This window comes from Streptomyces dryopteridis (assembly GCF_049606955.1).
Lineage (GTDB): Bacteria > Actinomycetota > Actinomycetes > Streptomycetales > Streptomycetaceae > Streptomyces.
Genome location: NZ_CP187114.1, coordinates 1013907 through 1038736, shown reverse-complemented (window position 1 = coordinate 1038736; position 24830 = coordinate 1013907). Strand labels below are relative to the sequence as shown.

The following is a 24830-nucleotide window of genomic DNA, read 5'->3' as shown; positions in this document are numbered from 1 at the left end:
CACGGGCCGGCCGGTGGGCGCCAGACGCGTACCGGCCGGCCGTCGGCCGAGTCCCGTTTTCGCCCGGCCGGGGGAGATCGGGGCCGGTCACGGGGATGGGCGCGGGCCGCCGGCCGGCGCGAACCCGCCGGCCCGGTGCGGAATGCGTCGCGGATCGAGGGCTCTGACCTGCGCCGGGGCATTGTTGACGGAATGTCGAATGGCTGGAATCAGGTAGTACGAACAGCTCTATCGCGGCGCTATAAGAATGGAATGAATCTTCCGAAAGCAAGCAGACGCGGTGTTCTGGCAGGGATGCTGGCGACGGCTCCGGTGGTCGCGGCAGGGTTCCCGGCCGGAGCGCAGGAACGTTCCTCCAACCCGGTGGCCGCCGGCCACGACGAGCCCGGCGTCCGTCGCACCACCCTGCTGCGCGGCGCCTCCCTCGTCCTGACCATGGACCCCTCCCTCGGCTCCGGCCCCCTCGGCCAACTCGACGGCGACGTCGACCTCCTGCTGCGCGACGGGAAGATCGCCGCCGTCGGCCGGCGACTGACCGCGCCCCGCGGCACCCGCGTGATGGACGCGCGCGGCCGGATCGTGCTCCCCGGGTTCGTCGACCTCCACAACCACCTGTGGCAGTCCTCCATCCGGGGCGGCTGCTCCGACCAGGACCTCAACGGCTGGCTCGGCGCCTGCAACCGGGCCACCCTCCCCAAGATCGACGCGACGGGCATCCACTCCTTCGTGCGCCTCGCCGCCCTCGACGCCCTCCAGGCCGGCGTGACCACCGTCGTGGACTGGGTGCACGCGATCCCCTGGGAGACCACCCGGCGCTACGTCGACGCCCTCGCCGGCTCCGGCATGCGCTTCGTCTACGCCTGCACCCAGAACCCCGACACCCTCGGCCTGATCACCCGCGCCAAACGCGAGCTCATCGACCCGCTGCCGCTCGCCTCCCTCCAGGTTTCCCTGCACCCGGGCATGTCGGCGCTGCCCCGGATGCGGGCCTTCCGGGCGCTGGCCGACGAACTCGGCGTCACCCTCAACTCCCACGTCCTGGAACACCGCACGGACCGGGCGCAGGAACCCGTCAGGTCCCTGGTCGAGTCCGGGATCCTCGGCCCGGACCTGCTGATGAACCACGCGATCCACCTCACCCCGGAGGAGATCGACCTCGTGGCCGAACGCGGGGTGCGGATCGCGCACAACCCGCTCTCCAACATGCGCCTGGCCTCCGGGATATGTCCCGTCCCCGAGTACGCCGCGCGCGGGGTCCCGGTCGGCCTCGGGCACGACGGGGGCACGAACGACACCAGCGACATGTTCGCCGTGATGAAGACCGCCGTCGGCCTCCAACGCGCCCGGCACGAGGACCCGGGCATCGCCCCCACCCTCCCCGCCGTGCTGCGGATGGCCACCCTGGGCGGCGCCGAGATCCTCGGCATGGCCGACCGGATCGGCTCGCTCACCCCCGGCAAACGGGCCGACCTGCTGGTCCTGGACCCGGGCACGCTGAACTTCGCGCCACGCTTCGACTGGATCCCGCAGATCGTCCTCAACGGACAGCCCGGGAACGTGTCCGAGGTGTTCGTGGACGGGTACCTGCGCAAGTCCGGCGGCCGGCTGGTCGGCGTGGACACCGAACGGGTGGTCCGCGACGCCGAACTCGCCGCGGACCGCCTCCGCGCCGCGGGCTGACCCCTCCCGCCCCACCCCGCCCCACCCCGCGCGTCCGGGCCCGTCCGCCCGGCCGCCGTGCGCCACCCCCACGCATCCCCACCCCCATCCCCATCCCCACGCATCCCCCCCCAGCATGACCTCGCGGGTAATCGTGCCCGCGCCGCGCCGACGGCACAGTGGTGTTCGTCGCCGGGAGCACCCGGCGCACCGCCACCCGGGAGGGGACATCCCATGAACGCCGACCAGTACCAGAACGCCGTGGACCGCTACTTCGAGGTCTGGAACACCACCGACCCCGAGGCCCTCGCCAAGGCCGTCTCCGACGTGTGGACCGAGGACGGCACCTACACCGACCCGATGGTCGAGGCCCGCGGACCTCGGGAGATCGCCGAGTTCATCGCGGCGGCCCACGCGCGGTTCCCCGGCTTCGAGTACCGGCCCCTGGGCCGGGTCGACGGCCACCACGACCTCGTCCGCTTCGGCTGGGAACTGGTCTCGACGGCCGACGGATCGGCCCCGATCGCCGGTTTCGACGTGGTCACGCTGACGGAGGACGGTCGCGTCCGCTCCGTCAAGGGCTTCCTGGACCGCGTCCCCACCGCCTGACCCCGACCGACCCGACCGACCCGACCCGACCGCACGGGACCGACCCGGCCCGCCCTCAGCCCCCCGTCCGCAGGCGGGGGGCCGTCAGCGGTTCGCGGGCCGGCGGCGGGGGCGGGGTGCGCCGGCCGCCGCCCGCGAAGAAGGCCGCCAGGGGCAGGGCCGCCGCGCCGACCGTCACCGCGTCCGGGCCCAGGGCCCCGCGTTCGATCTCCACCCGCCCGGCCGGATGCCGCAGGGCGTAGGCGCGGGCGTGTTCGCGCACGGGCGCCAGGATGCGCGGCGCCAGCAGCAGGCCGGCCCAGCCGCCGATGAGGATCCGCTCGGGCCGGAACAGGTTGATCACGTCCGAGAGTCCGGCGCCCAGGTACTCCGCCGTCTCCTCCAGCACCTCCCCGGCCGCCCGATCGCCCGCCTCCGCGCGCCGCAGGAGCTCCGCGAGCGCCTCCTCCTGGTCCCCCGACCGCTCCCAGGCCCGCTCGGCGACCCCGGCCCCGGCCTCGATGCCCGTGACCCGTTCCGTCCAGCGGGCCAGGACCGATTCCGCGCCCGCGTACGCCTCCAGGCAGCCGCGCGCCCCGCAGCGGCAGCGCCGCCCGCGCACGTGCACCGTGACGTGCCCCCACTCCAGGGCCGTGCCCACCGTGCCGCCGCCGCGCACCCCGTCCTCGGTGAACAGGGCCGCGCCCACGCCCGAGCCGAACAGCACGACCACCGCCCGGCGCGCGCCCCGCCCCGCGCCGAACCACATCTCGGCCTGCCCGAGGGTGCGGGCGCCGTTGTCGATGTGCACCGGTACGTGCGCGGGCACGGCGTCGGCCGCGCGCAGCAGTTCCTCCAGCGGGACGGCGTCCCAGCCGATGGTCTGGCCGTGGATCACCGCGCCCTGCTCCGGGCGGTGTTCGACGATGCCGGGGACGCCGAGGCCGACGCCGATCAGGCGCTCGTCCCCGGGTCCGGTGCCGGCCTCGGCGAGGACCCGGGCGATGCCGGTGCGCACGTGGTCGACGACCCGGGCCACGTCGTAGTCCCCGCGCGGCACCAGGGGCATTTCGGTGCGGGCGAGTTCGGTGAGGGTGAGGTCGAAGAGCTCCACCCGGACCCGGGTCTCGCCCACGTCCACGCCGACGAGCAGGCCACCGGCGGGGGCGACGCGCAGCAGGGTGCGGGGCCGGCCGCCGTCGGAGTCGACGATCCCGGCCTCCTCCACCAGCCCCTCGGCGACGAGTTCGCCGACCACGTTGCTGACCGAGCCCGAGCTGAGACCGGTGGCGGGGCCGAGTTCCTGCCGGCTGAGGGGTCCGTCGAAGTACAGCCGGCGCAGCACGGCGCCGCGGTTGCCACGCCGCAGGTCCCGTACGGTGCGGCCGTTGTGACCGGTCATGTGGCTCCTTTCCCAGGGGTGTTGGCCGTTCGCAACATACCCCGCGCGAACCCTTGACGCGACCCTTTCCCACGGCTTAACTCACGTCCTGAATTAAGGCGTGACGGCGGTGGAGCCGCACTTCCCCGACACCGCTCGCGCCATCACCCGACCCTGTCGAAAGGGGCCGATCCGCCATGCGCAGAACCCGGGCCGCAGCCGCCGCCGCGATCTCCGTCGCCCTCCTGTCCACCCTCGCCACCGCCTGCGGGGGCGGCACCCCCACCGGCGCCGGGGGCGGATCGGACGACGCCCCCAAGGAACTCACCTACTGGGCCTCCAACCAGGGCCCCGACATCACGGCGGACCAGGCGGTCCTGACCCCCGAGCTCAAGAAGTTCGAGGAGCGCACCGGCATCAAGGTCAAGCTGGAGGTCGTGCCCTGGTCCGACCTGCTCAACCGGATCCTCGCCGCCACCGCCTCCGGCCAGGGACCCGACGTGCTCAACATCGGCAACACCTGGTCCTCCTCCCTCCAGGCCACCGGCGCCCTGCTCCCGTGGAACGAGGAGAACCTCAAGGCCATCGGCGGCAAGGACCGCTTCGTCGGCTCCTCGCTGGCCTCCACCGGCGCCGCCGGCAAGGACCCGGCCGCCGTTCCCCTCTACTCCATGTCCTACGCCCTGTACTGGAACAAGAAGATGTTCGCCGAGGCCGGCGTCGACAAGCCCCCGGCCACCTGGGCCGAGATGACCGAGATCGGCAAGAAGCTGTCCAAGGACGGCAAGTGGGCGCTGGGCGCCGAGGGCGGCAACCTCTCCAACAACATCCACCAGGTGTTCGTGCTCGCCAAGCAGCACGGCTCGGAGTTCTTCGACGCGGCCGGCAAGCCCACCTTCGACACCCCCGGCAACGTCGCGGCCGTCAAGCAGTACGTGGACCTGATGGCCGCCGACAAGATCATCGCCCCCGGCAACGCCGAGTACGCCCAGAACCAGTCCCTGCGCGACTTCGCCACCGGCAAGACCGCCATGGTCCTGTGGCAGGCCGCCGCCAGCACCTTCACCGCCCACGGCATGAAGGAGGGCGACTGGGGCGTGGCCCCCGTCCCCGTGCCCTCCGGCGCCCCCGGCACCGGCAAGCAGGTCAACTCCATGGCCGCCGGCATCAACCTCGCCGTCTTCGGCAACACCGACAACAAGAAGGGCGCCCTGGAGTTCGTCAAGTTCATGACGAGCGACGAGGAACAGGCCCTCCTCAACAAGGCATACGGCTCCATACCCGCCGTCACCGGCGCCCAGAACGACCCCGCCTTCACCGGCCCCGACGCCACCGTCCTGCGCACCACCCTCGCCACCAGCGCCGCCGCCCTCCCGCAGGTCCCCACCGAGTCCCAGTTCGAGACGGCCGTCGGCACCGCCGTCAAGGAACTCTTCGCCGACGCCGCCGCCGGCCGCCCCGTCACCGACGCCACGGTCCGGGACAAGCTGGTCAAGGCCCAGGCCCAGATGGGGAAGTGAGCACCCAGCCATGACCGCCACCCTCACGGGCCGGACCTGGCGCGCCGACCGCGCTCCCCGGGACCCCGGCCCCGCCGGGGCGGGCCGCCGCCGGCTCGGCCGCCGCCCCCGCCCGCCGGGCGCGCGGCACCGGGCCGCCCTGCCCTACCTGCTGCTCCTGCCCGCCCTCCTGCTCGAACTGCTCATCCACCTCGTGCCCATGGTCATGGGCATCGTGATGAGCTTCCGCGAACTCACCCAGTTCTTCCTGCGCGACTGGACCGCCGCGCCCTGGAAGGGCCTGGGCAACTTCGAACTCGCCGTCGACGTCAACGGCCCCGTCGGCGCCGCCCTCCTCGACTCCTTCCTCACCACCTGCGTGTTCACCCTGCTGTCGGTGGGCCTGTGCTGGTTCGTCGGCACCGCCGCCGCCGTCCTCACCCAGGAGAGCTTCCGCGGCCGGGGCGTGCTGCGCGCGATCTTCCTCGTGCCCTACGCCCTGCCCGTCTACGCCGCCGTCATCACCTGGGCCTTCATGTTCCAGCGCGACAACGGCCTGGTGAACCACGTCCTGCACGACCAGCTCGGCCTCGGCGGCGACCGCACCTTCTGGCTGCTCGGCGACAACAGCTTCTGGGCCCTGCTCGTGGTCTCGGTCTGGAAGGGCTGGCCGTTCGCGTTCCTCATCGTCACCGCCGCCCTCCAGAACATCCCCCGCGACCTGTACGAGGCCGCCGCCCTCGACGGAGCCGGCGTCTGGCAGCAGATCCGCCGGATCACCCTCCCGCAGCTCGGCGCCGTCAACCAGGTGCTCCTGCTGGTCCTCTTCCTGTGGACCTTCAACGACTTCAACACCCCCTTCGTGCTCTTCGGCAAGGCCGCCCCCGAGGCCGCCGACCTGATCTCCCTGCACATCTACCAATCCAGCTTCGTGACCTGGAACTTCGGCACCGGCTCGGCCATGTCCGTCCTGCTGCTGCTGTTCCTGCTGCTGGTCACCGCCGTCTACCTGCTGATCACGGGACGCCTGAGGAAGAGGACCGATGCCTGAGGCCACCGCCGTCGCCCCGGCCGGCGGCCCCGACACCCCCACCCGCCCCATCGCCCGCCCCCGCGCCGGCACCCGGCCGCGCCGCTCCCCGCTCGCCCCGCCCCGCTCCTTCCGGATCGTCCGCGGCACGTTCCTGACGCTGCTCACCGGTTTCGTGCTGCTGCCCGTCTACGTCATGGTCACCAGCTCCCTCAAGCCGCTCCAGGACGTCTCCGGCCGCTTCCGCTGGATCCCCGAGGGGCTCACCCTGCGCCCCTACGTGGACATCTGGCACACCATCCCGCTCGCCCGCTACTTCGTGAACTCGCTGATCGTCGCCGGCACCGCCACCGTCTGCTCCGTGGTCATCGCGATCCTCGCGGCCTACGCCGTCAGCCGCTACGAGTTCCGCGGCAAGCGCCTGTTCACCGTCACCGTGCTGTCCACCCAGATGTTCCCCGGCATCCTGTTCCTGCTGCCGCTGTTCCTCATCTTCGTCAACATCGGCAACAGCACCGGCATCGCCCTCTACGGCTCGCGCGGCGGCCTCATCCTCACCTACCTCACCTTCTCGCTGCCGTTCTCGGTGTGGATGCTGATCGGCTACTTCGCCTCCGTCCCCCGCGAACTCGACGAGGCCGCCACCGTGGACGGCTGCGGACCCGTCGGGGCCCTCTTCCGAGTGGTCATCCCGGCCGCGATGCCCGGAATCATCGCCGTCGCCGTGTACTCCTTCATGACGGCATGGGGAGAAGTCCTCTTCGCCTCCGTCATGACCAACGACACCACCCGCACCCTCGCCGTCGGACTCCAGGGCTACTCCACCCTCAACGACGTGTACTGGAACCAGATCATGGCCGCCTCCCTCGTGGTCAGCGTCCCCGTGGTCGCCGGCTTCCTGCTGCTCCAGCGACACCTCGTGGCCGGCCTCACCGCCGGCGCCGTCAAATGACGACGGCGGCCCGCCCCGTCCCCGGCCCCCGCACCCCGGAAGGAACCCCGTGACCGACACCGCCGCCGCCCCGGCAGCCATCCCGGCGGACGCCACCGACCGCGCCCCCCGACCCGACCTCGCCCACGCCCTCGACCTCGCCGCGCTGCGCCCCGACTTCGCCTGGGGCACCGCCACCTCCGCCTACCAGATCGAGGGCGCCGTCGCCGAGGACGGCCGTTCCCCCTCCATCTGGGACACCTTCTCCCACACCCCCGGCCGCACCGCCGGCGGCGACCACGGCGACACCGCCTGCGACCACTACCACCGCGGCGCCGAGGACATCGCGCTGATCGGACAGGTCGGCGCCGAGCACTACCGCTTCTCGGTGGCCTGGCCCCGCGTCGTGCCCGGCGGCGACGGACCCGTCAACGTCAAGGGCCTGGACTTCTACGATCGTCTCGTCGACGACCTGCTCGCCGCCGGCATCACCCCCAACGTCACCCTCTACCACTGGGACCTCCCCCAGGTCCTCCAGGACCGCGGCGGCTGGCCCGCCCGCGACACCGCCGAACACTTCGCCCGCTACGCCGGCATCGTCGCCGAACGCCTCGGCGACCGCGTCACCCGCTGGTGCACCCTCAACGAACCCCTCTGCTCGGCCTGGATCGGCCACCTCGACGGCACCATGGCCCCCGGCCTGCGCGACCTCACCGCCGCCGTCCGCGCCTCCTACCACCTGCTGCTCGGCCACGGCCTGGCCGTCGAGGCCGTCCGCGCCGCCGCCCCCGGCGCCCGCGTCGGCCTCGTCACCAACCTCTCCACCATCCACGCGGCCTCCGACTCCGACGTCGACCGCGCCGCCGCCCACCGCATGGACGGGCACGTCAACCGCTGGTGGCTCGACCCCGTGCACGGCCGCGGCTTCCCCGCCGACATGCGCGAGGTGTACGGCGTCGACCTGCCCGAACGCCCCGGCGACCTCGCCACCATCGCCGCCCCGACCGACTGGAGCGGCCTGAACTACTACTTCCCGCAGACCGTCACCGACGACCCCACCGGCCCCGCCCCCTTCGCCCGCGAGGTCCGCCGACCCGGCGTCCCGCGCACCGCCATGGACTGGGAGGTCGACGCGAGCGGGCTGGAGGACCTGCTGGTGCGGATGGGCGAGGAGTACGGCGCCCGCGAGATCCACGTCACCGAGAACGGCTCCGCGCAGCACGACGTGGTCGGCCCCGACGGCACCGTCCACGACCCCGACCGCGTCGCCTACCTCACCGACCACCTCGCCGCCTGCGCCCGCGCCGCCCGCCGGGGCGCCCCCGTCGCCGGCTACTACGCCTGGTCCCTGATGGACAACTTCGAGTGGGCCTACGGCTACGACAAGCGCTTCGGCCTCGTCCACGTGGACTACGCGACCCAGCGCCGCACCGTGAAGACCAGCGGCCGCGCCTACGCCGAGATCGTCGCCGCCCACCGGGCCCTGCGCGAGAGCTGACCCGAAGAGAAGGCCCGAGCACCCGGCCCCGCCCCGCGCGCCGGCCCCCCGCCCGCCGCCCCTCCCGTGATGGGATGGGGCGTGCGGGCGTTCTCGCGCGCCCGCGTGCGCACGGCGCGCCGCGCCCTGCGTCCACCCGAAGCCTCCCGGGCCCGCCCCGGAAGGCGTCCCGGCCGCGGAGGTCCCCTTGGCAGCGAACCCGTCCGACACCCAGCCCCCGGCGCTCCCCGAGGAGATGCGCGCCGTGGTCTACGACCGCTACGGCGGCCCCGAGGTGCTGGAGGAACGCCGGCTGCCGCTGCCGAAGGTCGCCCCCGGCGAGGTCCTCGTGCGGGTCCGGGCCGCGGCCGTCAACCCGGTGGACTGGAAGATCATGGCGGGCGGGCTCGACGCCCTGATGGACCCCGTCTTCCCCGTGGTGCCCGGCTGGGACGTGGCCGGCACGGTGGTCCGCGTCGGCATCGACGCCCCCGAGTTCTCCGTCGGCGACGAGCTGATGGCCTACGCCCGCAAGGACGTGGTGCACGGCGGCACCTTCGCCGAGTACGTCAGCGTGCCCGTGCGCTGCGCCGCCCCCAAGCCCCCCGGCCTGAGCTGGGCCGAGGCCGCCGGGCTGCCGCTGGCGGGCCTCACCGCGTACCAGGTCCTCACCCGGCTCGGCACCGGTCCCGGGGACACCGTCCTCGTGCACGGCGCGGCCGGCGGGGTCGGCTCGCTCGGCGTGCAGATCGCCCGCGCGCTCGGCGCCCGCGTCATCGCCACCGCCTCCGCCCGCAACCACGAACGGCTCCGCGCGTGGGGCGCGGAGCCGGTGGAGTACGGGGAGGGGCTGGCCGATCGGGTGCGGGCGCTGGCGCCCGAGGGGGTGGACGTGGTCGCGGACTTCGTGGGCGGGGTCCTGGACACCACCCTCGCCGTGCTGGGCCCCGAGGGCCGGCACGCCTCGATCGCGGACCACACGGTGCTCGGCGCGGGCGGGCGGTGGATCTGGGTGCGCCCGAGCGCCGAGGACCTGACGGCCCTCGGCGCCCTCGCGGAATCCGGCGCGCTGAGCGTGCCGGTCGCGCGGACCTTCCCGCTGGCCGCCCTGGCCGCGGCCTTCACCCTCAACCAGGGCGGTCACACCGCCGGGAAGATCGTCATCGAGCCCTGACGGGCCGCCGGGATCCCTCCTACGGGAAGGAGGTGACGGTGGACGGGACGGTGGAGGTGCCCGAGGTGGGCCCGCCGATCGAGTTGATCACGTGCTCGTACTGGCCGTTGCCGCCCAGCGAGACCACCAGCAGGTCGTGGAACTTCACGCCCGGCTTGACCGGGGCCTTGAAGCCGTGGTCCTGGCGGATCGTCGGGTCGACGTTGTAGTAGCAGTAGCTGCCCAGGCCCCAGCCCTCGTGGGTGGTGACGGAGTCGTCGACCCGGTAGGCGGCGTAGCCCTTGGTCGAGCCGTTCTGGATCGCGGCCTGGTTGGGGGCGTCGTACGCCTTCTCGTTCTGGAAGAAGATCGTGCGGCCCCGCTCGCCGTACCACTCCACGTCGTACTTGTTGAAGTGCTCGACGAACAGGCCGGTGGCGAGCACGTCGTCACCGGTGACGCGCAGGCCGTAGTCGGAGCGGTTGGTCTCCCAGCCGACGCCCTCGCCGTGGTCGGCGCGCCAGATCCAGGTGTGGTCGATGATCGCGTCGTCGCTGTTGATCGCCATGCCGAGGGTGGCCTTGCCGGCGCCCGCGCCGCCGACGCGGACGAACACGTCCTGCACGGTGGTCGGGTTGACGGCGTGGTCGGCCGAGGAGCCGGCCGGGCCCACCTCCAGCAGGACGGGGGAGTTGACGGGACCGGCGTCGATCAGGAAGCCGGCGAGGCGGACGCCGTCCACGTCGGCGACCTTCATGGCCGTGACACCGTTGTCCGGTATCAGGGTGGCCAGGCCCAGGCCGAGCACGACGGTGTCCGGGCGGGTCACGTTGATCGGCTGGTCCACGTGGTAGACGCCGGGGGTGATCAGCAGGTTCAGGCCCTGGGCGAGGGCCTGGTTCATGGTCGCGGCGGTGGTGCCGGGCTTGACCACGTAGAACTGCTCCAGCGGGATCGAGGTGCCCTGCGGGGTGCCGTTGCCCCAGGACACGCCGCGCGCGTTCACCCGCTTCGCCGGGGCGAACACCTTGTAGTTCGCGCCGTCGAGGTAGAGGAAGGGCTTCTCACGGGAGATCGGGGTGGTGTCGAGGGTGGTGTACGGGGGGTTCGGGTAGGACTGCGCGGGCGCGCCCTGGACCCCGGAGAACACCTGGTTCCACACCGCGTTCGACCAGCCGCCGATGGAGCTGTCACGGGTGTACCACTGCTGCTGGCTGTAGTTGCCGACCTGGCCGTCGATCTTGGAGTCGGCGATGTAGCCGCCGGAGGCCCAGCCGTAGCCGTTGGGGGCGAGGTTGAGGCCGCCGCGGACGTGCATACGACGGAACGGGGCGGCCTGGGAGACGGCCCAGCGGTCGGTGCCGTTGACGGGGGAGAGGGAGAGGTTCTCGGCGGAGCGCCAGAAGTTCTGGGTGGCGTTGCCGCCGAACCAGCCGGCGTCCACGGTGACGTCCCCGTTGATGTGGGTGTCGTCGGGGTTCAGGCCGAGGCCGGAGATCGAGGTGTAGAAGCCGATCTGCGCGTTGAGCCCGTTGTAGGTGCCGGGCTTGAAGAGGAACTGGTGCCGGCCGGTGCCGAACTGCGCCGACTCCTGCTGCTGGAAGACCTGGTCCAGCTTGGCCTGGATGTTCGGGGTGCTCGGGTCGAAGACGGTGACGTTGGGGCCGAGGTCGCCGCCGCCGGGCAGGGTGGGGCCGGAGCCGGTGGTGCCGTACACCTGGAACTCCCACAGCGAGTAGCCGTAGCCGGTGGTGCGCTCGGTGCCGGTCATCCGGACGTAGCGGGCGCTGCCGGCCACGTCGAGGGTGACGTTGCCGCCGGCGCCGTTGGCGGTGGACCAGGCGGTGGTCCAGGCGTTGCCGTCGGTGCTGAACTCGATCTTGTACGCCTTGGCGGCGGCGGTCTCCCAGCGCAGCACGACCTGGCTGACCTGGGCGGTGGCCCCGAGGTCCACGCGCAGCCACTGCGGGTCGGCGAAGGCGCTGGACCAGCGGGTGCCGTTGTCGCCGTCCACGGCGGCGCTCGCCGGGGTGCCGCCGTTCTCCTGGCTGGAGGAGGTCGCGGCCTTGCCCTGGGAGAGCAGCACGGGAGCGGCGGCGGTCGCGATCGGGGCCGGCAGCAGCGCGAGCAGCGTGGCCACGAGGGTCGCGGCGAGCGTGGCGGCGAGGGCGGTGGGGCGGAGGGTCCGGTGGGTCCGGTGGGTCCGGCGGGTGGGGTGGAGGGGGCGGGGGCCGGACGCCCGGGGCGGACGATCGGACAGGGAGCGCATACGGTCTCCTGCGGTCGCATGAGGTCGGTTTCGATCGGTGGTCCGATCGGATCCGGAGGGATCGAACCGTGAGTGAACTGGCCGCCGGCAGGCGCGTCAAGGGTTCTCACGTTCGGAAGTCGAAGGCCCGACGAGGTGTCAAATCCCTTCCAGGGCTGTGAACTCGTGGTTTCTTCAAGTCTTGTGAAAAGTGTTGACGAAAATCCCCCGGCGCGCTGGAATCAGTCCGTCGAGCACCCCGGGCGACGCCGTCGGGCTGCCCGGTCCCGACCGTGCGCCTTCCCGCTCCCTTCGTACCTCGACGGGACGAAGAGGGCGTGCGGACGGTTCTCGTTCGGAAGGTGACGACACGGGCGGGGGCGGATGCAGGGCCGCACCCCGTACCGGAACGCACGCCGACCCGCCCGCCCCCCGGCCGGGTCGGCGCTGCGGGCCGGCCGGTCACACGCCGAACCCCGCCCGGGGCACACGGCGCGGGGCGGGGCGGAGAGGGGCGTACGCGAGGTGACCGGCGCGGGCCGGTGCGGGTCGGACGGGCCGGTGCGGGTTGGACGGGTCGGACGGGTCAGATGAAGCCCTCGCGCAGGGCGTAGGCCACGGCGTGCGCCCGGTTGGTCAGCCGCAGCCGGGTCATCAGGCCGTGCAGCACGTTCTTCACGGTGCGCTCGGAGTACGCCAGCTTCTCCGCGATCTGCCGGGTGTCGAACCCGTCCGCGATCAGCCGCAACACGTCCACCTCGCGTTCGGCCATGCCCACCACCGCCGGCGGCACCGCCGCGCCCGGTACGCTCGCGTCGGCCCCCTCCGGACGGGAGAACCGGCCCAGCCGGCCCATCTGTTCCAGCACCCGCCCGATCAGGTCCGGCGGCAGGTCCCCGTCCCCGGCCGCGACCCGGCACACGGCCCGCGACAGCGCGCCCGCCGTCACCTCCCGCCGCCACAGCACGGCCCGCACCCCGCACTCCGCCAGCGTCAGCACGTCCACCTCGCGCAACTCGCGGACCACCAGCACCACGCCCTGGCGCGCGCCCCGCACCACCCGCCGCAGCAGGGCCACCTCCTCCCCGCCGAGCCGCTCCACGAGCACCACCGCCACCGCCACGCCCTCCACCGGCCCCGGGCCGGCCGCGACCGCGTCGATCGCGGGGTGCCGGGAGAGGTGGCTGAGCACCCCGGCCCGGCTCAACTCGTCCGAGGTGTGCACCGCGACGCCGATCCGCTCCCCGCCGGGGCCGGGGCCGGGGCCGAGGGTGGGGGAGAGGGTGGGGGAGAGGGCCGGAGCGGGCGCGGGGCCGGCGGGCGGCACGGGCCCCGGGGGCGGGCCCGGCTCGGGATCCGGGCCCGACCACGGCGCCCGCGCCGCGGGCACCGCCGGAACCCCCAGCGAACCCAGTGCTTCCACCGCTTCCCGCGACATCGTCAAAACCCCTCCCCACCTGCGCCGACCCCCACATGATCCGTCACCCGTCGGTTTCCGCGACAGATGGCCGCCCACCCTGCCCTTCCGGCCCACCGGAGGCTGCCCCTCCGTACCCGGAACGCACAGAACGCGCCGGCCGGCGCGCGGATCCGGCCGATCACGGCCGGCGCGGCCCCCGCCGCCTCGAATTCGCCGGTTTCCCCCACATCCGCGCCCCCGCGTCGGGCATGGTCGTCCTGCCGCCCGCGAGGGTTTCCGGCGGCGCCTGTGCGCGAGAAGGGGTGGGTGCGACACGATGGAGTTCTGGCAGGTCGACGAGTACGGCCCGTCACACCAGGGGCAGGTCGGCGTGGTGCTGGCCGACGGCACCGAACCGCCGCCGGTCTACCTCGACCCCGGCAGCGGGCCCGGCTTCGTGCAGACCACCCACTGGTCGGTCTACGACGGCGCCCTGACCGGCCCCCGGGCGCACGCCCTGCGGGCCGCGTGCACCTGCGGGTGGCGGGGCACGCAGTACCCCGTGGACTGGACGGCGATGGGGGACGAGCCGCTGCGCGTGGGCGGCGCGCGCGACGCGGACCACTGCCAGTCCGACTGGGACCGGCACGTCTTCGAGGTGGGCCGCACCACGGTGCCCGTCCCGCCCGCCCTGGAAGGCCGGCTCGCCGACCTGCACCGGGAGCTGGAGGAACTGGCCCACACGGAGCCGATCGCCGTCCTCAAGATCGTCAACCGGCTGGAGAGCATCGCCTCCCACACCGCCTACTCCGCGGCGCTGCGCGCGGACGAGACCCTGGGCATCGAGGAGGTGGCCAAGGGCCTCGGGCTGACCGAGAAGGACGCCCTGCTCCGCCTGGACCGCCACCGCAGGCCGGCCTCCGACCTCCCCTGAACCCCCGTACGCCGGCGCCCCGTTCGGCCCCGCCGGTCCCCGTCCACGGACCGGACGGGGGCCGGCGGCGCGCCGGCCCGCGCGTCAGACTGCGGCCATGACCGACACTTCGCCGCCCGCCGCCCCGACCTCCCTGGCCGAGGTCCGCGCCCGCATCGACGCCCTCGACACCGAACTGACCGGGCTCCTCGCCCAGCGGCAACGACTCGTGCGGGCCGCCGCCGGGTTCAAGACCGACGAGGCCGCCGTCCGCGCCCCCGACCGGGTCGAACGCGTGGTCACCGCCGCCCGCGCCCGAGCCGCCGAAGCGGGCCTCGCCCCGCAGGTGGCCGAGGCCGTCTGGCGCGCGATGATCGACGCGTTCATCACCCTGGAACTCGACGAACACCACACCCTGACCACCCCCGGCACCTGATCCGACCGGGCCCGCGGCCGACCCGGCCGCCTGCCGGCGGCGGGCCGGTCGACGGCGTGTTCCGGCGGTGGCCGGGAGGGGGCCGGGGTGCGTCGCCGTCTGCGGTCGGGTTCGTGGCCGGGGTGGCCGCCTGCCGGCGGCGGGCAGGTCAACAGCGTTTCCCGGCGGCGGCCGGGAGGGGGTTCGGGGTGGGGTGCGTCGCCGTCTGCGGATGGGTTTGTGGCCCGGGGTGGTCGCCCGGCGGTGGCGGGCCGGTCGACGGCGTGTTCCGGCGGTGGCCGGGCGGGGGTGGGGGTGGGGTACGTCGCCGTCTGCGGTCGGGTTTGTGGCCGGGGTGGCCGCCTGCCGGCGGCGGGCAGGTCAACAGCGTTTCCCGGCGGCGGCCGGGAGGAGGTTCGGGGTGGGGTGCGTCGCCGTCTGCGGTTGGGTTCGTGGCCCGGGGCGGCCGCCCGGCGGCGGCGGGCCGGTTGACGGCGTGTTCCGGCGGTGGCCGGGGGTGGGGTGCGTCGCTGTCTGCGGTCGGGTTTGTGGCCGGGGTGGCCGCCTGCCGGTGGCGGGCCGGTTGACGGCGTGTTTCGGCGGTGGCCGGGGCGGGGTGCGTCGCCGTCGGTGGACGGGTTCGTGGTCCGGGTGGCTGTCTGTCGGTGGCGGGCAGGTCGACAGGGTTTCCCGGTAGAGGTCGTGCGGTACGTGCTCGGGCGTCGGTCGAATCGGGCGGGGCCGCCGTCCTCAACGGGCCCTGCTCGCGGACCCCGTCGCACGTCTCGTGCGGGCGGGTGGGCGCCGGCATCATCGGGGGATGACGTCGGAACCCTCGCTCTCCGCCGAAGTCTCCGCCCGTCCGCCCCTCGGTCTCCTCGACCGCTTCGCCCGACAGGTCCTCGCCCGCCCCGACGCGCCCGCCCTGCGGCGCGGCGCCGAGGTCGTCGACTACGCCGAACTCGACGCCCGCGCCGCGCGGCTCGCGCGCAGGCTGCGGGCCGAGATCGCCCCGCCCGCCGCCGCGCGCGTCGCCGTCGCCGTGCCGGACGGGCCCGAGTTGCCCGTCGCCGTGTTGGCGGTCGCGAAGGCCGGGGCCGTGCCCGTGGTCCTCGATCCCGAGGACCCGGCCGGGGTCCGTCGGGCCCTCGCCGCGTGCCGCCCCGTCGCCCTCCTCGTCACCGGCCCCGTCGCCCACGCCCGGCTCGATCCGGGCCCGACCGGACCACCCGTGCTCCGCACCCGGGACCCGGACCGGCACGACGCGCCGCCCCCGCCCGGAGCCGGCCCCGAGGGCTGCCTCGAACCCGCCCCGCCGACGGTCTCGCCCGCCGCCGAGGCGGTCGTCGTGCTCAGCGCCGGCCCCGAACCCCGGCCCGTCCCGCTGTCGCAGGCCCGGCTGCGGGCCGCCGGCGAGTCCTGGGCCGCGCTCGGCGCGTTCGAACCCGGGGACCTGCACCTGTTCACCGCCGGCCCCGCCGCCCCCACCGCCGTGCTCGGACGACTGCACGCGCTGTGCTCCGGCGGCGCCCTCCTGCTGCCCGGACCGGGCCGTCCCGGCGCCTCCCCGACCGTGCTGCACACCGATCCCGGCGCCGCGACCACCGGCCCCGAACTCCCCGCGACCGGCGCCCGGCCGCCGCGCCTGGTCCTCGTCTCCGGCGACCGCTTCCCCGCCGCCGCCCATCTCTCCCTCGCCGCACGGGTCGGGCCCGAGACCCGGGTCCTGGCGGTGCTGCCCGTCACCGAGGCGGGCGGCGTGGGCACCGTCCTCGACGCCGCCGACCTCCCGCGCCCCGACGCCGGCGGGCCCGTACCCGCCGGCGTCTGCCTGCTCGGCCGCCCCTTCCCCGGGGTCCGGGCCGCCGAACGGGACGGGATCCTGCACGTGGCCCCCGCCGAGGGCGGCGACCCCGCCCCCACCGGGGACCTCGTGCGCACCCGGCCCGACGGGCTCCTCGAATTCCGCGGCCGGTTGCGCGACCGGCTGCCCCGCCCGCGCGGCGGACACCTCGACCCGCACCTCGTGGAGATCGAGGCCGCCGGCGCGCCCGGGGTCGGCGCCCTGCTGATCACCGAGCTGCTGCCCGGCGGCGCCTCCCTCGTCGCACACGTCGCCCCGCCCGCCGGCGCCGCCGCCGAGGACCCCCGTCCCCATCTCGACGCCCTGCGCCGGCACCTCGGCGACCGCCGGGTCCCCACCGAGCACCTCCCGGACCGCCTCGTGCACCTGCGCGTCCTGCCCCGCACCCGCGCCGGCCGCGAGGACCGCGCCGCCCTCGCCCGCCCCCGACTCCTCGCCCCCTTCGACCCGAACGCCCCGATCGGCGCCAAGGGGGCCGGACGGTCCGCCAAGACGGGCCCGCCGATGAGCCCGGGCCGCACGGCCGCCGCCGTCGGGCTCGGCTGCGGACTGCCGCTGGTCCTGTTCGTGCTGCTGCCACTGACCGGCGTGCTGTGGCCCGGATCCACCGACCTGACCGGGGTGCCCGCCCCCTGGTCCTGGCTGTTCCGGGGCCTGTACGCCGCCGAACTCCTCGCCTGCGCCGCCGGACTGCTCGTGCTCCTCTTCGGCCGTTCCCGGATCGCCCGCTTCGGGCGCGGGCCCGGGGCGACCACCGCCGCGCACCTCGCGCTGGTCTGGCTGCTCGTCGCCTGGTGGCCGCAGGACAACCTGTACCGGCTCGCCGGCAAACGCGACTGGCCGCTCCAGGCCGCGCTCGTCTACGCGTTCAACATCCCGCTGATGATCGCGGCGGGCGTCCTCGTCGCGTTCCTGCTGCGTCCGCCATCCGCCGAGAGCCCGAGCGCCGACTGAGCCGCGCCCGTGCCCGTCACCGGCCCGACGCGGGTGTGCCGAGGGGCTCAGTGGGCGAAGCCGGTGCCGAGGCCGGCCGCCCACGCCCGCAGCGCCGCCACCCCCGCGTCCAGCGCCCGCTCGTCCCGCGCGGCCACGGCCACGCCCAGCCACGGGCCGGGGTCCGCGACGGCGGTCGGGATCGTCGGCACGAACAGCGCGCCCGCCCGCGCGCACTCCCGCGCGGCCTCCTCGAAGACCTCCGCCGCCCGCCCCACCGGCAGCCGCGCGCCCAACTCCAGCCGGTCCAGCGTCCGCACCCGGTGCCCCGCCCCGCGCAGCGCGTCCAACCGGGCCGCGATCACGAACGCCGGGGTCGGCCCGCCGGCCCGCAGGTTCACCTCCGTCGGCGCGAGCACCTCCCCGCGGCCGGTCACGAAGTCCACGTCGAACCAGCCGCGGTAGCCCCGCGCCGCCAACTCCCGTCCCACTGCGGCCCCGAACCGGCGCGCCGGCGCCGCCCAGCGCTCCGGCACCGCCCCCGGACCCACCGTCGCGCCCCGGTACGCGCCCCCCACCACCTCCATGCGGGCCGTCCCCACCGTGTGCGCCCGCCCGGCCCCGTCCACCAGCCCGTCGTAGGTCAGATCCCGCACACCCCCGCGCTCCGCCCCGTCGTCCCCGGCCGGCACCCACGCGGCCACCCACCACGGGCCGCCCCGCACCACCCGCCGGGCCCGCCGCAGCCCGGCCGCGTCCACCACCGGCACCGTGCCCGAACCGCCCACCCCGTACGCGGTCCGCAGCACGCTGCCCGCCCCGGCCCGCAGCCGCCGGCCCGCCAGGCGCAGCGCCGCCCGCGCCGACAGCGGCCCCCACTGCGCGGGCACCTCCACCCGCACGCCGGGCGCGCCCGCCTCCGCGCCCGGCGCTCCGTCCGTCCGCGCGAGCCGCGCGAGCCGCGTGAACAGCGCGTGCGCCTCCGGTTTCGCCTCGTACCGCAGGAAGTCCGCGCCGGGCGCACGCCCCGTCAGCCGGCCCCACCCCGGGGTGTGCCCCCACCCCAGCACCGGCAGTCCGCGCCCGGTGACGCGCGCGGCGAGCGCCGGCCGTGAGCGCACGAGATCGGACAGGCCCCGGGCCGCCGGCGCCCCCTCCAGCAGCCCGTCGTACACCTCCGGCGGTTCCTCCCACTCCAACACCCGCCCCACCCGTTCCACCCATCCCGGGGGCATCGTCAGGGGCAGTACGAGGGCCGCCGGCCGGGGGCCGAGGAACGCGGCGAGCGCGGCGTAGTGGTGGGCGGTGCGGTCGGGCCGGCGGCGCGAGGGCGGGGACAGGGAGGGGTCGGTGAACGCGGCGTGGAACTCGGCGACGTTCCCGACGTGCACGGTCGGGGCCCCGCCGGTCAGGGCGCGGACCCAGCCGGGTTCGGGGGCGAGGGGCACGGTGAACCCGATCAGGCCGGGTGTGCGGGCGGGCGCGGGCAGGGCGCCGACGGCCCGGTAGAAGCCGGCCGCGTGCGGGTCCGCGTCGAGCACGAGCCGGTCGGCGCCGAGGGCGTGGGCGCGGTGGACGGCGTCGCGCAGCAGCCGGCGCCCCAGGCCCCGGCCGAAGACCTCGGGGGCCACGAAGAGCAGGCCGAGCCGGAGCGTGAACGGGGCCTCGGGCAGCCCGTGTCGGTGCCCGGCCGGTTCGTCCTCCAGGGTCGCGACCCCGAGTGGCGGGCCCTCGTCGCCCGCCCGGGCGAGGACGACGCGGCGGGGTGCGAGCTCGGCCTCGTGGAGGGTCAACTCGGGCGCTTGGGCGAGGATTTCCGTGATGGCCGGGCCGTGGTGCGCGGCCTTCGAGCGGGCCACGAGCGCGCTGAGCGCCGCGGCCTCCCCGCTCCGGGCCGCCCGGATCAGGATCGGCCCGATCGGGATCGGCCGGTCCCCGGCCGCGTCCTCGCGCATCCGCGCCGCCCTCCCGGGCCCCCGGCCCCCTCGGTCACCCCCGTCAGTGTGCCCCGGCGGGGGGTGTCGGGGCGAGGGTGGTGAGGTCGAGGACCGTGGGGGTGTGGCCGCAGGACTCCAGGAAGGCGAGGAGGCCCTTGGGGGAGATCGTGGTGGTCGCGTCGTTGCGCAAGGGGTGGAAGTGCAGCGGGTCGTGGGTGAGCAGGGCCGCGTCGAGGATCACGCCGAGGGTGCCGGGGGCGGCGTTCATCGCGGCGAAGGGGGTGACCGAGCCGGGGGTGACGTCGAGGACCTCGGCGAGGGTCGCGGGGGAGGCGAAGGAGAGGCCGGGGGCGCCGACGGCCCGACCCAGGGCCTTGAGGTCCACGGGGGTGGTCTGTTCGATCACGGCCAGGTGCAGGCGTTTGCGGCGGTCCTTGAGGAAGAGGTTCTTGGCGTGACCGCCGGTGGTGTGCGCCCCGCGCAGTCGGCGGGCCTCGGCGACGGTGTACACCGCCTCGTGCCGGACCGTCTCCCACGGGATGCCCAGTTCGTCCAGGCGGGCCGTCAGCGCGGCCTCCGCCGCGTCACGGGTGGGGTCCGGGGCGCTCGGCCCGTGCCGGTCCATGGGCGGTCTCCTTCGTGGGGCGGTACGTCCCGGCATTCCATCACACCGCGACCGTCACACCGCGCCCCTCGCACCGGACCCCGTGCCACCTGCGGGAGTGGCCCGTGCACGCAAAAAACTTGCGGGATTCCGGCGCTGGTTGCGCAAGAGATTTCGGTTGATTCCCCTGGTCACAACGGTGGACTACACAGCTCCGCTCTGCAATTCTCGCACCGCACGCTGCAAAATACCGATCCAGTCGCTTCAGAAACCATGTCGAGTCGAGGGACGAGGACACATGAGAAGCACACGCGGCAGAGGGCCCGACGGGCCGAGCCTGCACCGGACCCGCCATTCCGACCGGCCCCGTCATTCCCGCCGGCCCCGTCATTCCCACCGACTTCGCCTGCCGGCCCTCCTGCTCAGCGTCGCCCTGCTGTTGCTGGGGTGGCCCGCCCTGACCGCCGGAGCCGCCGGCGGACCCGATCTCGCCGCCGGCCGGCCCACCGCCGCGAGCGCCGCGAACCCCACCTACCCCGCCGGCAACGTCGTCGACGGCGACCCCAACACCTACTGGGAGGGCCCGAACGGCGCCTTCCCGCAATGGGTGCAGGTCGACCTCGGCGCCCAGACCCGCGTCGACGAGGTCGTGCTCCGCCTGCCGGTCGCCTGGGAGACCCGGTCCCAGACCCTCGCCCTCCAGGGCAGCGCCGACGGCACCTCCTTCAACACCCTGCTCGCCGCCGCCCCGCAGACCTTCGCCCCCGGCACCGGCAACGCCGTGACCCTGCGCTTCCCGGCCGCCCTCACCCGTTACGTGCGCGTGCAGATCACCGCGAACTCCGGATGGCAGGCCGCCCAGCTCTCCGGCCTGGAGGTGCGCGCCGCCGGCGAGTCCGGCACCAACCTCGCGCTCGGCCGCACCCTGACGGCCTCCGGCCAGACCCAGAACTACGGGCCGGGCAACGCCGCCGACGGCAACCGCGCCACCTACTGGGAGTCCCCGAACAACGCCCTCCCGCAGTGGATCCGCGTCGACCTCGGCGCCTCCGTCCGCGTGGACCGCGTCGTGCTGCGCCTGCCCGAGAACTGGGAGGCCCGCTCCCAGACCCTCAAGCTCCAGGGCAGCGCCAACGGCACCGACTTCACCGACCTGACCGCCGCCGCGGCCCAGAACTTCGCCCCCGGCAGCGGCAACACCGTCACCCTCTCCTTCGACGCCACCACCACCCGCTACGTGCGCGCCTGGTTCACCGCCAACAGCGTGCAGAACGCCGGCCAGCTCTCCGAGTTCGAGGTCTACGGACCCACCACCGGCGACACCCAGGCCCCCGCCGCCCCCACCGGCCTCGCCTACACCGAGCCGGCCGGCGGCCAGATCCGGCTGACCTGGACCGCCGCGACCGACAACGTCGGCGTCACCGGCTACGACGTGTACGCCGACAACCGGCTGCTCGCGAGCGTCGCCGGCACCGTCACCACCTACACCGACAACCGGCCCGCCTCCGACACCGTCACCTACACGGTCCGCGCCAAGGACGCCGCCGGCAACGTCTCCGGCGACAGCAACGCCGTCACCCGGCGCGGCGACACCGGCGACACCCAGGCGCCCACCGCGCCCACCGCGCTGAGCCTGACCGAACCGGCCGCCGGCCAGATACGCCTGGCCTGGGGCGCCTCCACCGACAACGTGGGCGTCAGCGGCTACGAGGTCCTCGCCGACAACGCCGTGCGCGCCACCGTCGCCGGCAACGTCACGACGTACACCGACACCCAACCGGCCACGGCCACCGTCACCTACACGGTCCGCGCCAAGGACGCCGCCGGCAACCGCTCCGCCGACAGCAACGCCGTCACCCGCGTCGGCTCCGGCCCCGGTGGCTCCAACCTCGCCGTCGGCCGCCCCGTCGAGGGCTCCTCCACCGTGCACACCTTCGTGGCCGCCAACGCCGTCGACAACGACACCGCCACCTACTGGGAGGGCGCGCCCGGCGCCTACCCGAGCACCCTCACGGTGAAGCTCGGCGCCAACGCCGACCTCGACCGGGTCCTCGTCAAGCTCAACCCCGACAACGCCTGGTCCCGTCGCACCCAGACCTTCTCGATCGAGGGCCGCGAGCAGTCCGCGAGCGGGTTCACCACCCTCGTCGCCGAGAAGACCTACACCTTCGACCCGGCCTCCGGCGCCAACACCGTCTCGATCCCGGCCACCGGCCGCGCCGCCGACGTCCGCCTGCGGTTCACCGCCAACAGCGGCTCCTCCAACGGGCAGGTCGCCGAGTTCCAGGTGATCGGGGTGCCCGGACCCAACCCGAACCTGGAGGTCACGGCGCTCTCCGCGAGCCCGAGCGCCCCCGTCGAATCCGACCCGATCACCCTGAACGCCACCGTCCGCAACTCCGGCACCGCCCCCGCCCCGGCCACCACCGTGGCCTTCAAGCTGGGCGGCTCCACGGTGGCCACCGCGACCGTGCCCGCCCTCGCCGTCGGCGCGAGCGAGCAGGTCAGCGTCCGGATCGACCCGCGCGAGGCGGGCAGCTACCCGCTGAGCGCCGTCGTCGACGAGGCCGGTCTGATCCCCGAGCGCAACGAGACCGACAACACGCGCACCGCCGGTCCGCTCGTGGTCAAGCCCGTGGACAGCTCCGACCTGGTGGCCTCGGCCGTCACCTGGAGCCCGAGCTCCCCCTCGGCCGGCCAGGACGTCGCCTTCTCCGTCACGGTCCGCAACGAGGGCACGGTCGCGGCCGCCGCCGGCGCCCACGGCATCACCCTCACCCTCCAGAACGCCGACGGCACCACCCTGCGCACCCTCACCGGCTCGTTCAGCGGCGCCCTGGCCCCCGGGGCCTCCTCCTCGGCCGTGGCCCTGGGCTCCTGGCCGGCCGCCAACGGCCGGTACGCGGTCAAGGTGGTCCTCGCCGACGACGCCAACGAGCTGCCCGTCAAACGCGCCAACAACACCAGCAGCCGGCCGCTGTTCGTGGGCCGCGGCGCGAACATGCCCTACGACACCTACGAGGCGGAGGACGGCCGCACGGGCGGCGGCGCGAGCGTCGTCGGCCCCAACCGCACCATCGGCGACCTCGGCGGCGAGGCCAGTGGCCGCAAGGCCGTCACCCTCGACGCCACCGGCGAGTACGTCGAGTTCACCACCCGCGCCGCCACCAACACCCTCGTCACCCGCTTCGCCATCCCGGACGCCCCGGGCGGCGGCGGCATCGACTCCACGATCAACGTCTACGTGGACGGCACCTTCCTGAAGTCCCTGCCGCTCACCTCCAAGTACGCCTGGCTGTACGGGGCCGAGGCCGGACCCGGCAACTCCCCGAGCGCCGGTGCCCCGCGCCACGTCTACGACGAGGCCAACCTGCTGCTCGGGCGCACCGTGCCCGCCGGCAGCACGATCCGGCTCCAGAAGGACACCGCGAACACCGCCGCCTACTACGCCATCGACTTCGTCGACCTGGAGCAGGCCGCGGCCAAGGCCAACCCGGACCCGGCCGCCTACACCGTGCCCACCGGGTTCACCCACCAGGACGTGCAGAACGCCCTCGACCGGGTCCGCATGGACACCACCGGCAAGCTCGTCGGCGTGTACCTGCCGGCCGGCACCTACGAGACCGCGAGCAAGTTCCAGGTCTACGGCAAGGCCGTCAAGGTGGTCGGCGCCGGCCCCTGGTTCACCCGCTTCCAGGCCCCCTCGACCCAGGAGAACACCGACATCGGCTTCCGCGCCGAGGCGAGCGCCAAGGGCTCCTCGTTCACCGGGTTCGCCTACTTCGGCAACTACACCTCCCGCATCGACGGTCCCGGCAAGGTCTTCGACTTCTCCAACGTCTCCGACATCGTCATCGACGACGTCTGGGCCGAGCACCAGGTCTGCCTGTACTGGGGCGCCAACACGGACCGGATGACGATTCGCAACTCGCGGATCCGGAACCTGTTCGCCGACGGAATCAACATGACCAACGGCAGCACCGACAACCTCGTGACCAACAACGAGGCCCGCGCCACCGGCGACGACAGCTTCGCCCTCTTCTCCGCCATCGACGCCGGCGGGGCGGACATGAAGAACAACGTGTACGAGAACCTCACCACCCTGCTGACCTGGCGGGCGGCCGGCGTCGCCGTCTACGGCGGCTACGACAACACCTTCCGCAACATCCGCATCGCCGACACCCTGGTCTACTCGGGCATCACCATCAGCTCGCTGGACTTCGGGTACCCGATGAACGGCTTCGGCACCGGACCCACCACCTTCGAGAACATCTCGATCGTCCGCGCGGGCGGCCACTTCTGGGGCGGTCAGACCTTCCCCGGCATCTGGCTGTTCTCGGCCTCGAAGGTCTTCCAGGGCATCCGGATCACCGACGTGGACATCGTCGACCCCACCTACAGCGGGGTGATGTTCCAGACCCAGTACATCGGCGGCCAACCCGTCAACCCGATCAAGGACACCATCCTGACCAACGTCACGATCACCGGCGCCCGCAAGAGCGGTGACGCCTTCGACGCCAAGTCCGGCTTCGGCCTCTGGGCCAACGAACTGCCCGAACCGGGGCAGGGCCCGGCGGTCGGCGAGGTCACCGTGAAGAACCTGCGGACCTCGGACAACGCCCAGGACATCCGCAACACCACGACCACGTTCCGGATCGTGCAACAACCCTGACCCGTCGGCGCGCGTGACGCCGCGGTGCCGTCCGGCCCTCGTGCCGGGCGGCACCGCGGCCTGCCCGCGCCCGCCCCCCCCGTCGGAGTCTCGTCGGGAGGTCGGCGCAGGTGGGCGGGCCGGCCGA

16 protein-coding genes are annotated in these 24830 nt (G+C 74.3%); 11 read left to right on the top strand and 5 right to left on the bottom strand.

Annotation, left to right across the window (positions count from 1 at the left end; all coding sequences use genetic code 11):
* Window positions 1–294 precede the first annotated feature (294 nt).
* The gene (locus ACN20G_RS31125; RefSeq protein ID WP_424216583.1) at window positions 295–1680 is read left to right on the top strand and encodes an amidohydrolase family protein; all 1386 of its coding nucleotides are present in this window, start codon (window positions 295–297) and stop codon (window positions 1678–1680) included.
* Window positions 1681–1893: 213 nt separating this feature from the next.
* A complete protein-coding gene (locus ACN20G_RS31120) occupies window positions 1894–2268 on the top strand; it encodes a nuclear transport factor 2 family protein (protein ID WP_424216582.1) in 375 nt (124 codons plus the stop codon).
* Window positions 2269–2323: 55 nt separating this feature from the next.
* Here the strand turns inward: ACN20G_RS31120 and ACN20G_RS31115 are convergent, their stop codons facing one another.
* Window positions 2324–3649, bottom strand: coding sequence for an ROK family protein (locus ACN20G_RS31115; RefSeq protein ID WP_424216581.1), 1326 nt, complete (start codon window positions 3647–3649; stop codon window positions 2324–2326).
* A 176-nt stretch (window positions 3650–3825) separates the two neighbouring features.
* Between ACN20G_RS31115 and ACN20G_RS31110 the strand changes: the two genes are divergently transcribed.
* From ACN20G_RS31110 to ACN20G_RS31090, 5 genes are all read left to right on the top strand, one after another.
* Window positions 3826–5148: an ABC transporter substrate-binding protein gene (locus ACN20G_RS31110; RefSeq protein ID WP_424216580.1), complete on the top strand. Its 1323-nt coding sequence runs from the start codon at window positions 3826–3828 to the stop codon at window positions 5146–5148.
* 10 nt (window positions 5149–5158) lie between these two features.
* Entirely contained in the window at window positions 5159–6178 is a 1020-nt protein-coding gene (locus tag ACN20G_RS31105) for a carbohydrate ABC transporter permease (protein WP_424216579.1), read from the top strand.
* Complete coding sequence (locus tag ACN20G_RS31100; RefSeq protein ID WP_424216578.1) at window positions 6171–7109, top strand: carbohydrate ABC transporter permease; 939 nt, start codon at window positions 6171–6173, stop codon at window positions 7107–7109. Before ACN20G_RS31105 ends, ACN20G_RS31100 begins: the two co-directional genes overlap by 8 nt.
* 79 nt (window positions 7110–7188) lie before the next feature.
* On the top strand, window positions 7189–8586 hold the full coding sequence (locus tag ACN20G_RS31095; RefSeq protein WP_424217399.1) for a GH1 family beta-glucosidase: 1398 nt from the start codon (window positions 7189–7191) through the stop codon (window positions 8584–8586).
* Window positions 8587–8821: 235 nt separating this feature from the next.
* Window positions 8822–9739, top strand: coding sequence for an NADP-dependent oxidoreductase (locus ACN20G_RS31090; RefSeq protein ID WP_424217398.1), 918 nt, complete (start codon window positions 8822–8824; stop codon window positions 9737–9739).
* A gap of 19 nt (window positions 9740–9758) precedes the next feature.
* On the opposite strand, the gene ACN20G_RS31085 is transcribed toward ACN20G_RS31090, so the two are convergent.
* A complete protein-coding gene (locus tag ACN20G_RS31085; protein ID WP_424216577.1) occupies window positions 9759–11987 on the bottom strand; it encodes a discoidin domain-containing protein in 2229 nt (742 codons plus the stop codon).
* A gap of 565 nt (window positions 11988–12552) precedes the next feature.
* Window positions 12553–13404 carry a response regulator transcription factor gene (locus tag ACN20G_RS31080; protein WP_424216576.1) on the bottom strand — a complete coding sequence of 284 codons (852 nt, stop codon included), beginning with the start codon at window positions 13402–13404 and terminating at the stop codon, window positions 12553–12555.
* A gap of 298 nt (window positions 13405–13702) precedes the next feature.
* Between ACN20G_RS31080 and ACN20G_RS31075 the strand changes: the two genes are divergently transcribed.
* The 3 genes from ACN20G_RS31075 to ACN20G_RS31065 all read left to right on the top strand — a co-directional run bounded on the left by ACN20G_RS31075 (window position 13703) and on the right by ACN20G_RS31065 (window position 17511).
* Window positions 13703–14299, top strand: coding sequence for a hypothetical protein (locus ACN20G_RS31075; RefSeq protein ID WP_424216575.1), 597 nt, complete (start codon window positions 13703–13705; stop codon window positions 14297–14299).
* A gap of 97 nt (window positions 14300–14396) precedes the next feature.
* On the top strand, window positions 14397–14714 hold the full coding sequence (locus tag ACN20G_RS31070; protein ID WP_424216574.1) for a chorismate mutase: 318 nt from the start codon (window positions 14397–14399) through the stop codon (window positions 14712–14714).
* Between the two features lie 799 nt (window positions 14715–15513).
* Window positions 15514–17511 (top strand): AMP-binding protein, encoded by a 1998-nt coding sequence (locus tag ACN20G_RS31065; protein WP_424216573.1) that lies wholly within the window; start codon window positions 15514–15516, stop codon window positions 17509–17511.
* A gap of 47 nt (window positions 17512–17558) precedes the next feature.
* On the opposite strand, the gene ACN20G_RS31060 is transcribed toward ACN20G_RS31065, so the two are convergent.
* Entirely contained in the window at window positions 17559–19445 is a 1887-nt protein-coding gene (locus ACN20G_RS31060; protein WP_424216572.1) for a GNAT family N-acetyltransferase, read from the bottom strand.
* A gap of 43 nt (window positions 19446–19488) precedes the next feature.
* Window positions 19489–20052, bottom strand: a complete 564-nt coding sequence (locus ACN20G_RS31055) for a prolyl-tRNA synthetase associated domain-containing protein (protein WP_424216571.1) — start codon at window positions 20050–20052, stop codon at window positions 19489–19491.
* Window positions 20053–20329: 277 nt separating this feature from the next.
* On the opposite strand from ACN20G_RS31055, the gene ACN20G_RS31050 reads away from it, so the two are divergent.
* The gene (locus tag ACN20G_RS31050; protein ID WP_424216570.1) at window positions 20330–24703 is read left to right on the top strand and encodes a discoidin domain-containing protein; all 4374 of its coding nucleotides are present in this window, start codon (window positions 20330–20332) and stop codon (window positions 24701–24703) included.
* Window positions 24704–24830: the final 127 nt, after the last annotated feature.

What these genes read in the sequence shown, in the direction of transcription:
- ACN20G_RS31125 (WP_424216583.1), top strand. Translation starts at nt 295, where the DNA reads ATGCTGGCGACGGCTCCGGTGGTCGCGGCAGGGTTCCCGGCCGGAGCG.
- ACN20G_RS31120 (WP_424216582.1), top strand. Translation starts at nt 1,894, where the DNA reads ATGAACGCCGACCAGTACCAGAACGCCGTGGACCGCTACTTCGAGGTC.
- ACN20G_RS31115 (WP_424216581.1), bottom strand. Translation starts at nt 3,649, where the DNA reads ATGACCGGTCACAACGGCCGCACCGTACGGGACCTGCGGCGTGGCAAC.
- ACN20G_RS31110 (WP_424216580.1), top strand. Translation starts at nt 3,826, where the DNA reads ATGCGCAGAACCCGGGCCGCAGCCGCCGCCGCGATCTCCGTCGCCCTC.
- ACN20G_RS31105 (WP_424216579.1), top strand. Translation starts at nt 5,159, where the DNA reads ATGACCGCCACCCTCACGGGCCGGACCTGGCGCGCCGACCGCGCTCCC.
- ACN20G_RS31100 (WP_424216578.1), top strand. Translation starts at nt 6,171, where the DNA reads ATGCCTGAGGCCACCGCCGTCGCCCCGGCCGGCGGCCCCGACACCCCC.
- ACN20G_RS31090 (WP_424217398.1), top strand. Translation starts at nt 8,822, where the DNA reads ATGCGCGCCGTGGTCTACGACCGCTACGGCGGCCCCGAGGTGCTGGAG.
- ACN20G_RS31085 (WP_424216577.1), bottom strand. Translation starts at nt 11,987, where the DNA reads ATGCGCTCCCTGTCCGATCGTCCGCCCCGGGCGTCCGGCCCCCGCCCC.
- ACN20G_RS31080 (WP_424216576.1), bottom strand. Translation starts at nt 13,404, where the DNA reads ATGTCGCGGGAAGCGGTGGAAGCACTGGGTTCGCTGGGGGTTCCGGCG.
- ACN20G_RS31075 (WP_424216575.1), top strand. Translation starts at nt 13,703, where the DNA reads ATGGAGTTCTGGCAGGTCGACGAGTACGGCCCGTCACACCAGGGGCAG.
- ACN20G_RS31070 (WP_424216574.1), top strand. Translation starts at nt 14,397, where the DNA reads ATGACCGACACTTCGCCGCCCGCCGCCCCGACCTCCCTGGCCGAGGTC.
- ACN20G_RS31065 (WP_424216573.1), top strand. Translation starts at nt 15,514, where the DNA reads ATGACGTCGGAACCCTCGCTCTCCGCCGAAGTCTCCGCCCGTCCGCCC.
- ACN20G_RS31060 (WP_424216572.1), bottom strand. Translation starts at nt 19,445, where the DNA reads ATGCGCGAGGACGCGGCCGGGGACCGGCCGATCCCGATCGGGCCGATC.
- ACN20G_RS31055 (WP_424216571.1), bottom strand. Translation starts at nt 20,052, where the DNA reads ATGGACCGGCACGGGCCGAGCGCCCCGGACCCCACCCGTGACGCGGCG.
- ACN20G_RS31050 (WP_424216570.1), top strand. Translation starts at nt 20,330, where the DNA reads ATGAGAAGCACACGCGGCAGAGGGCCCGACGGGCCGAGCCTGCACCGG.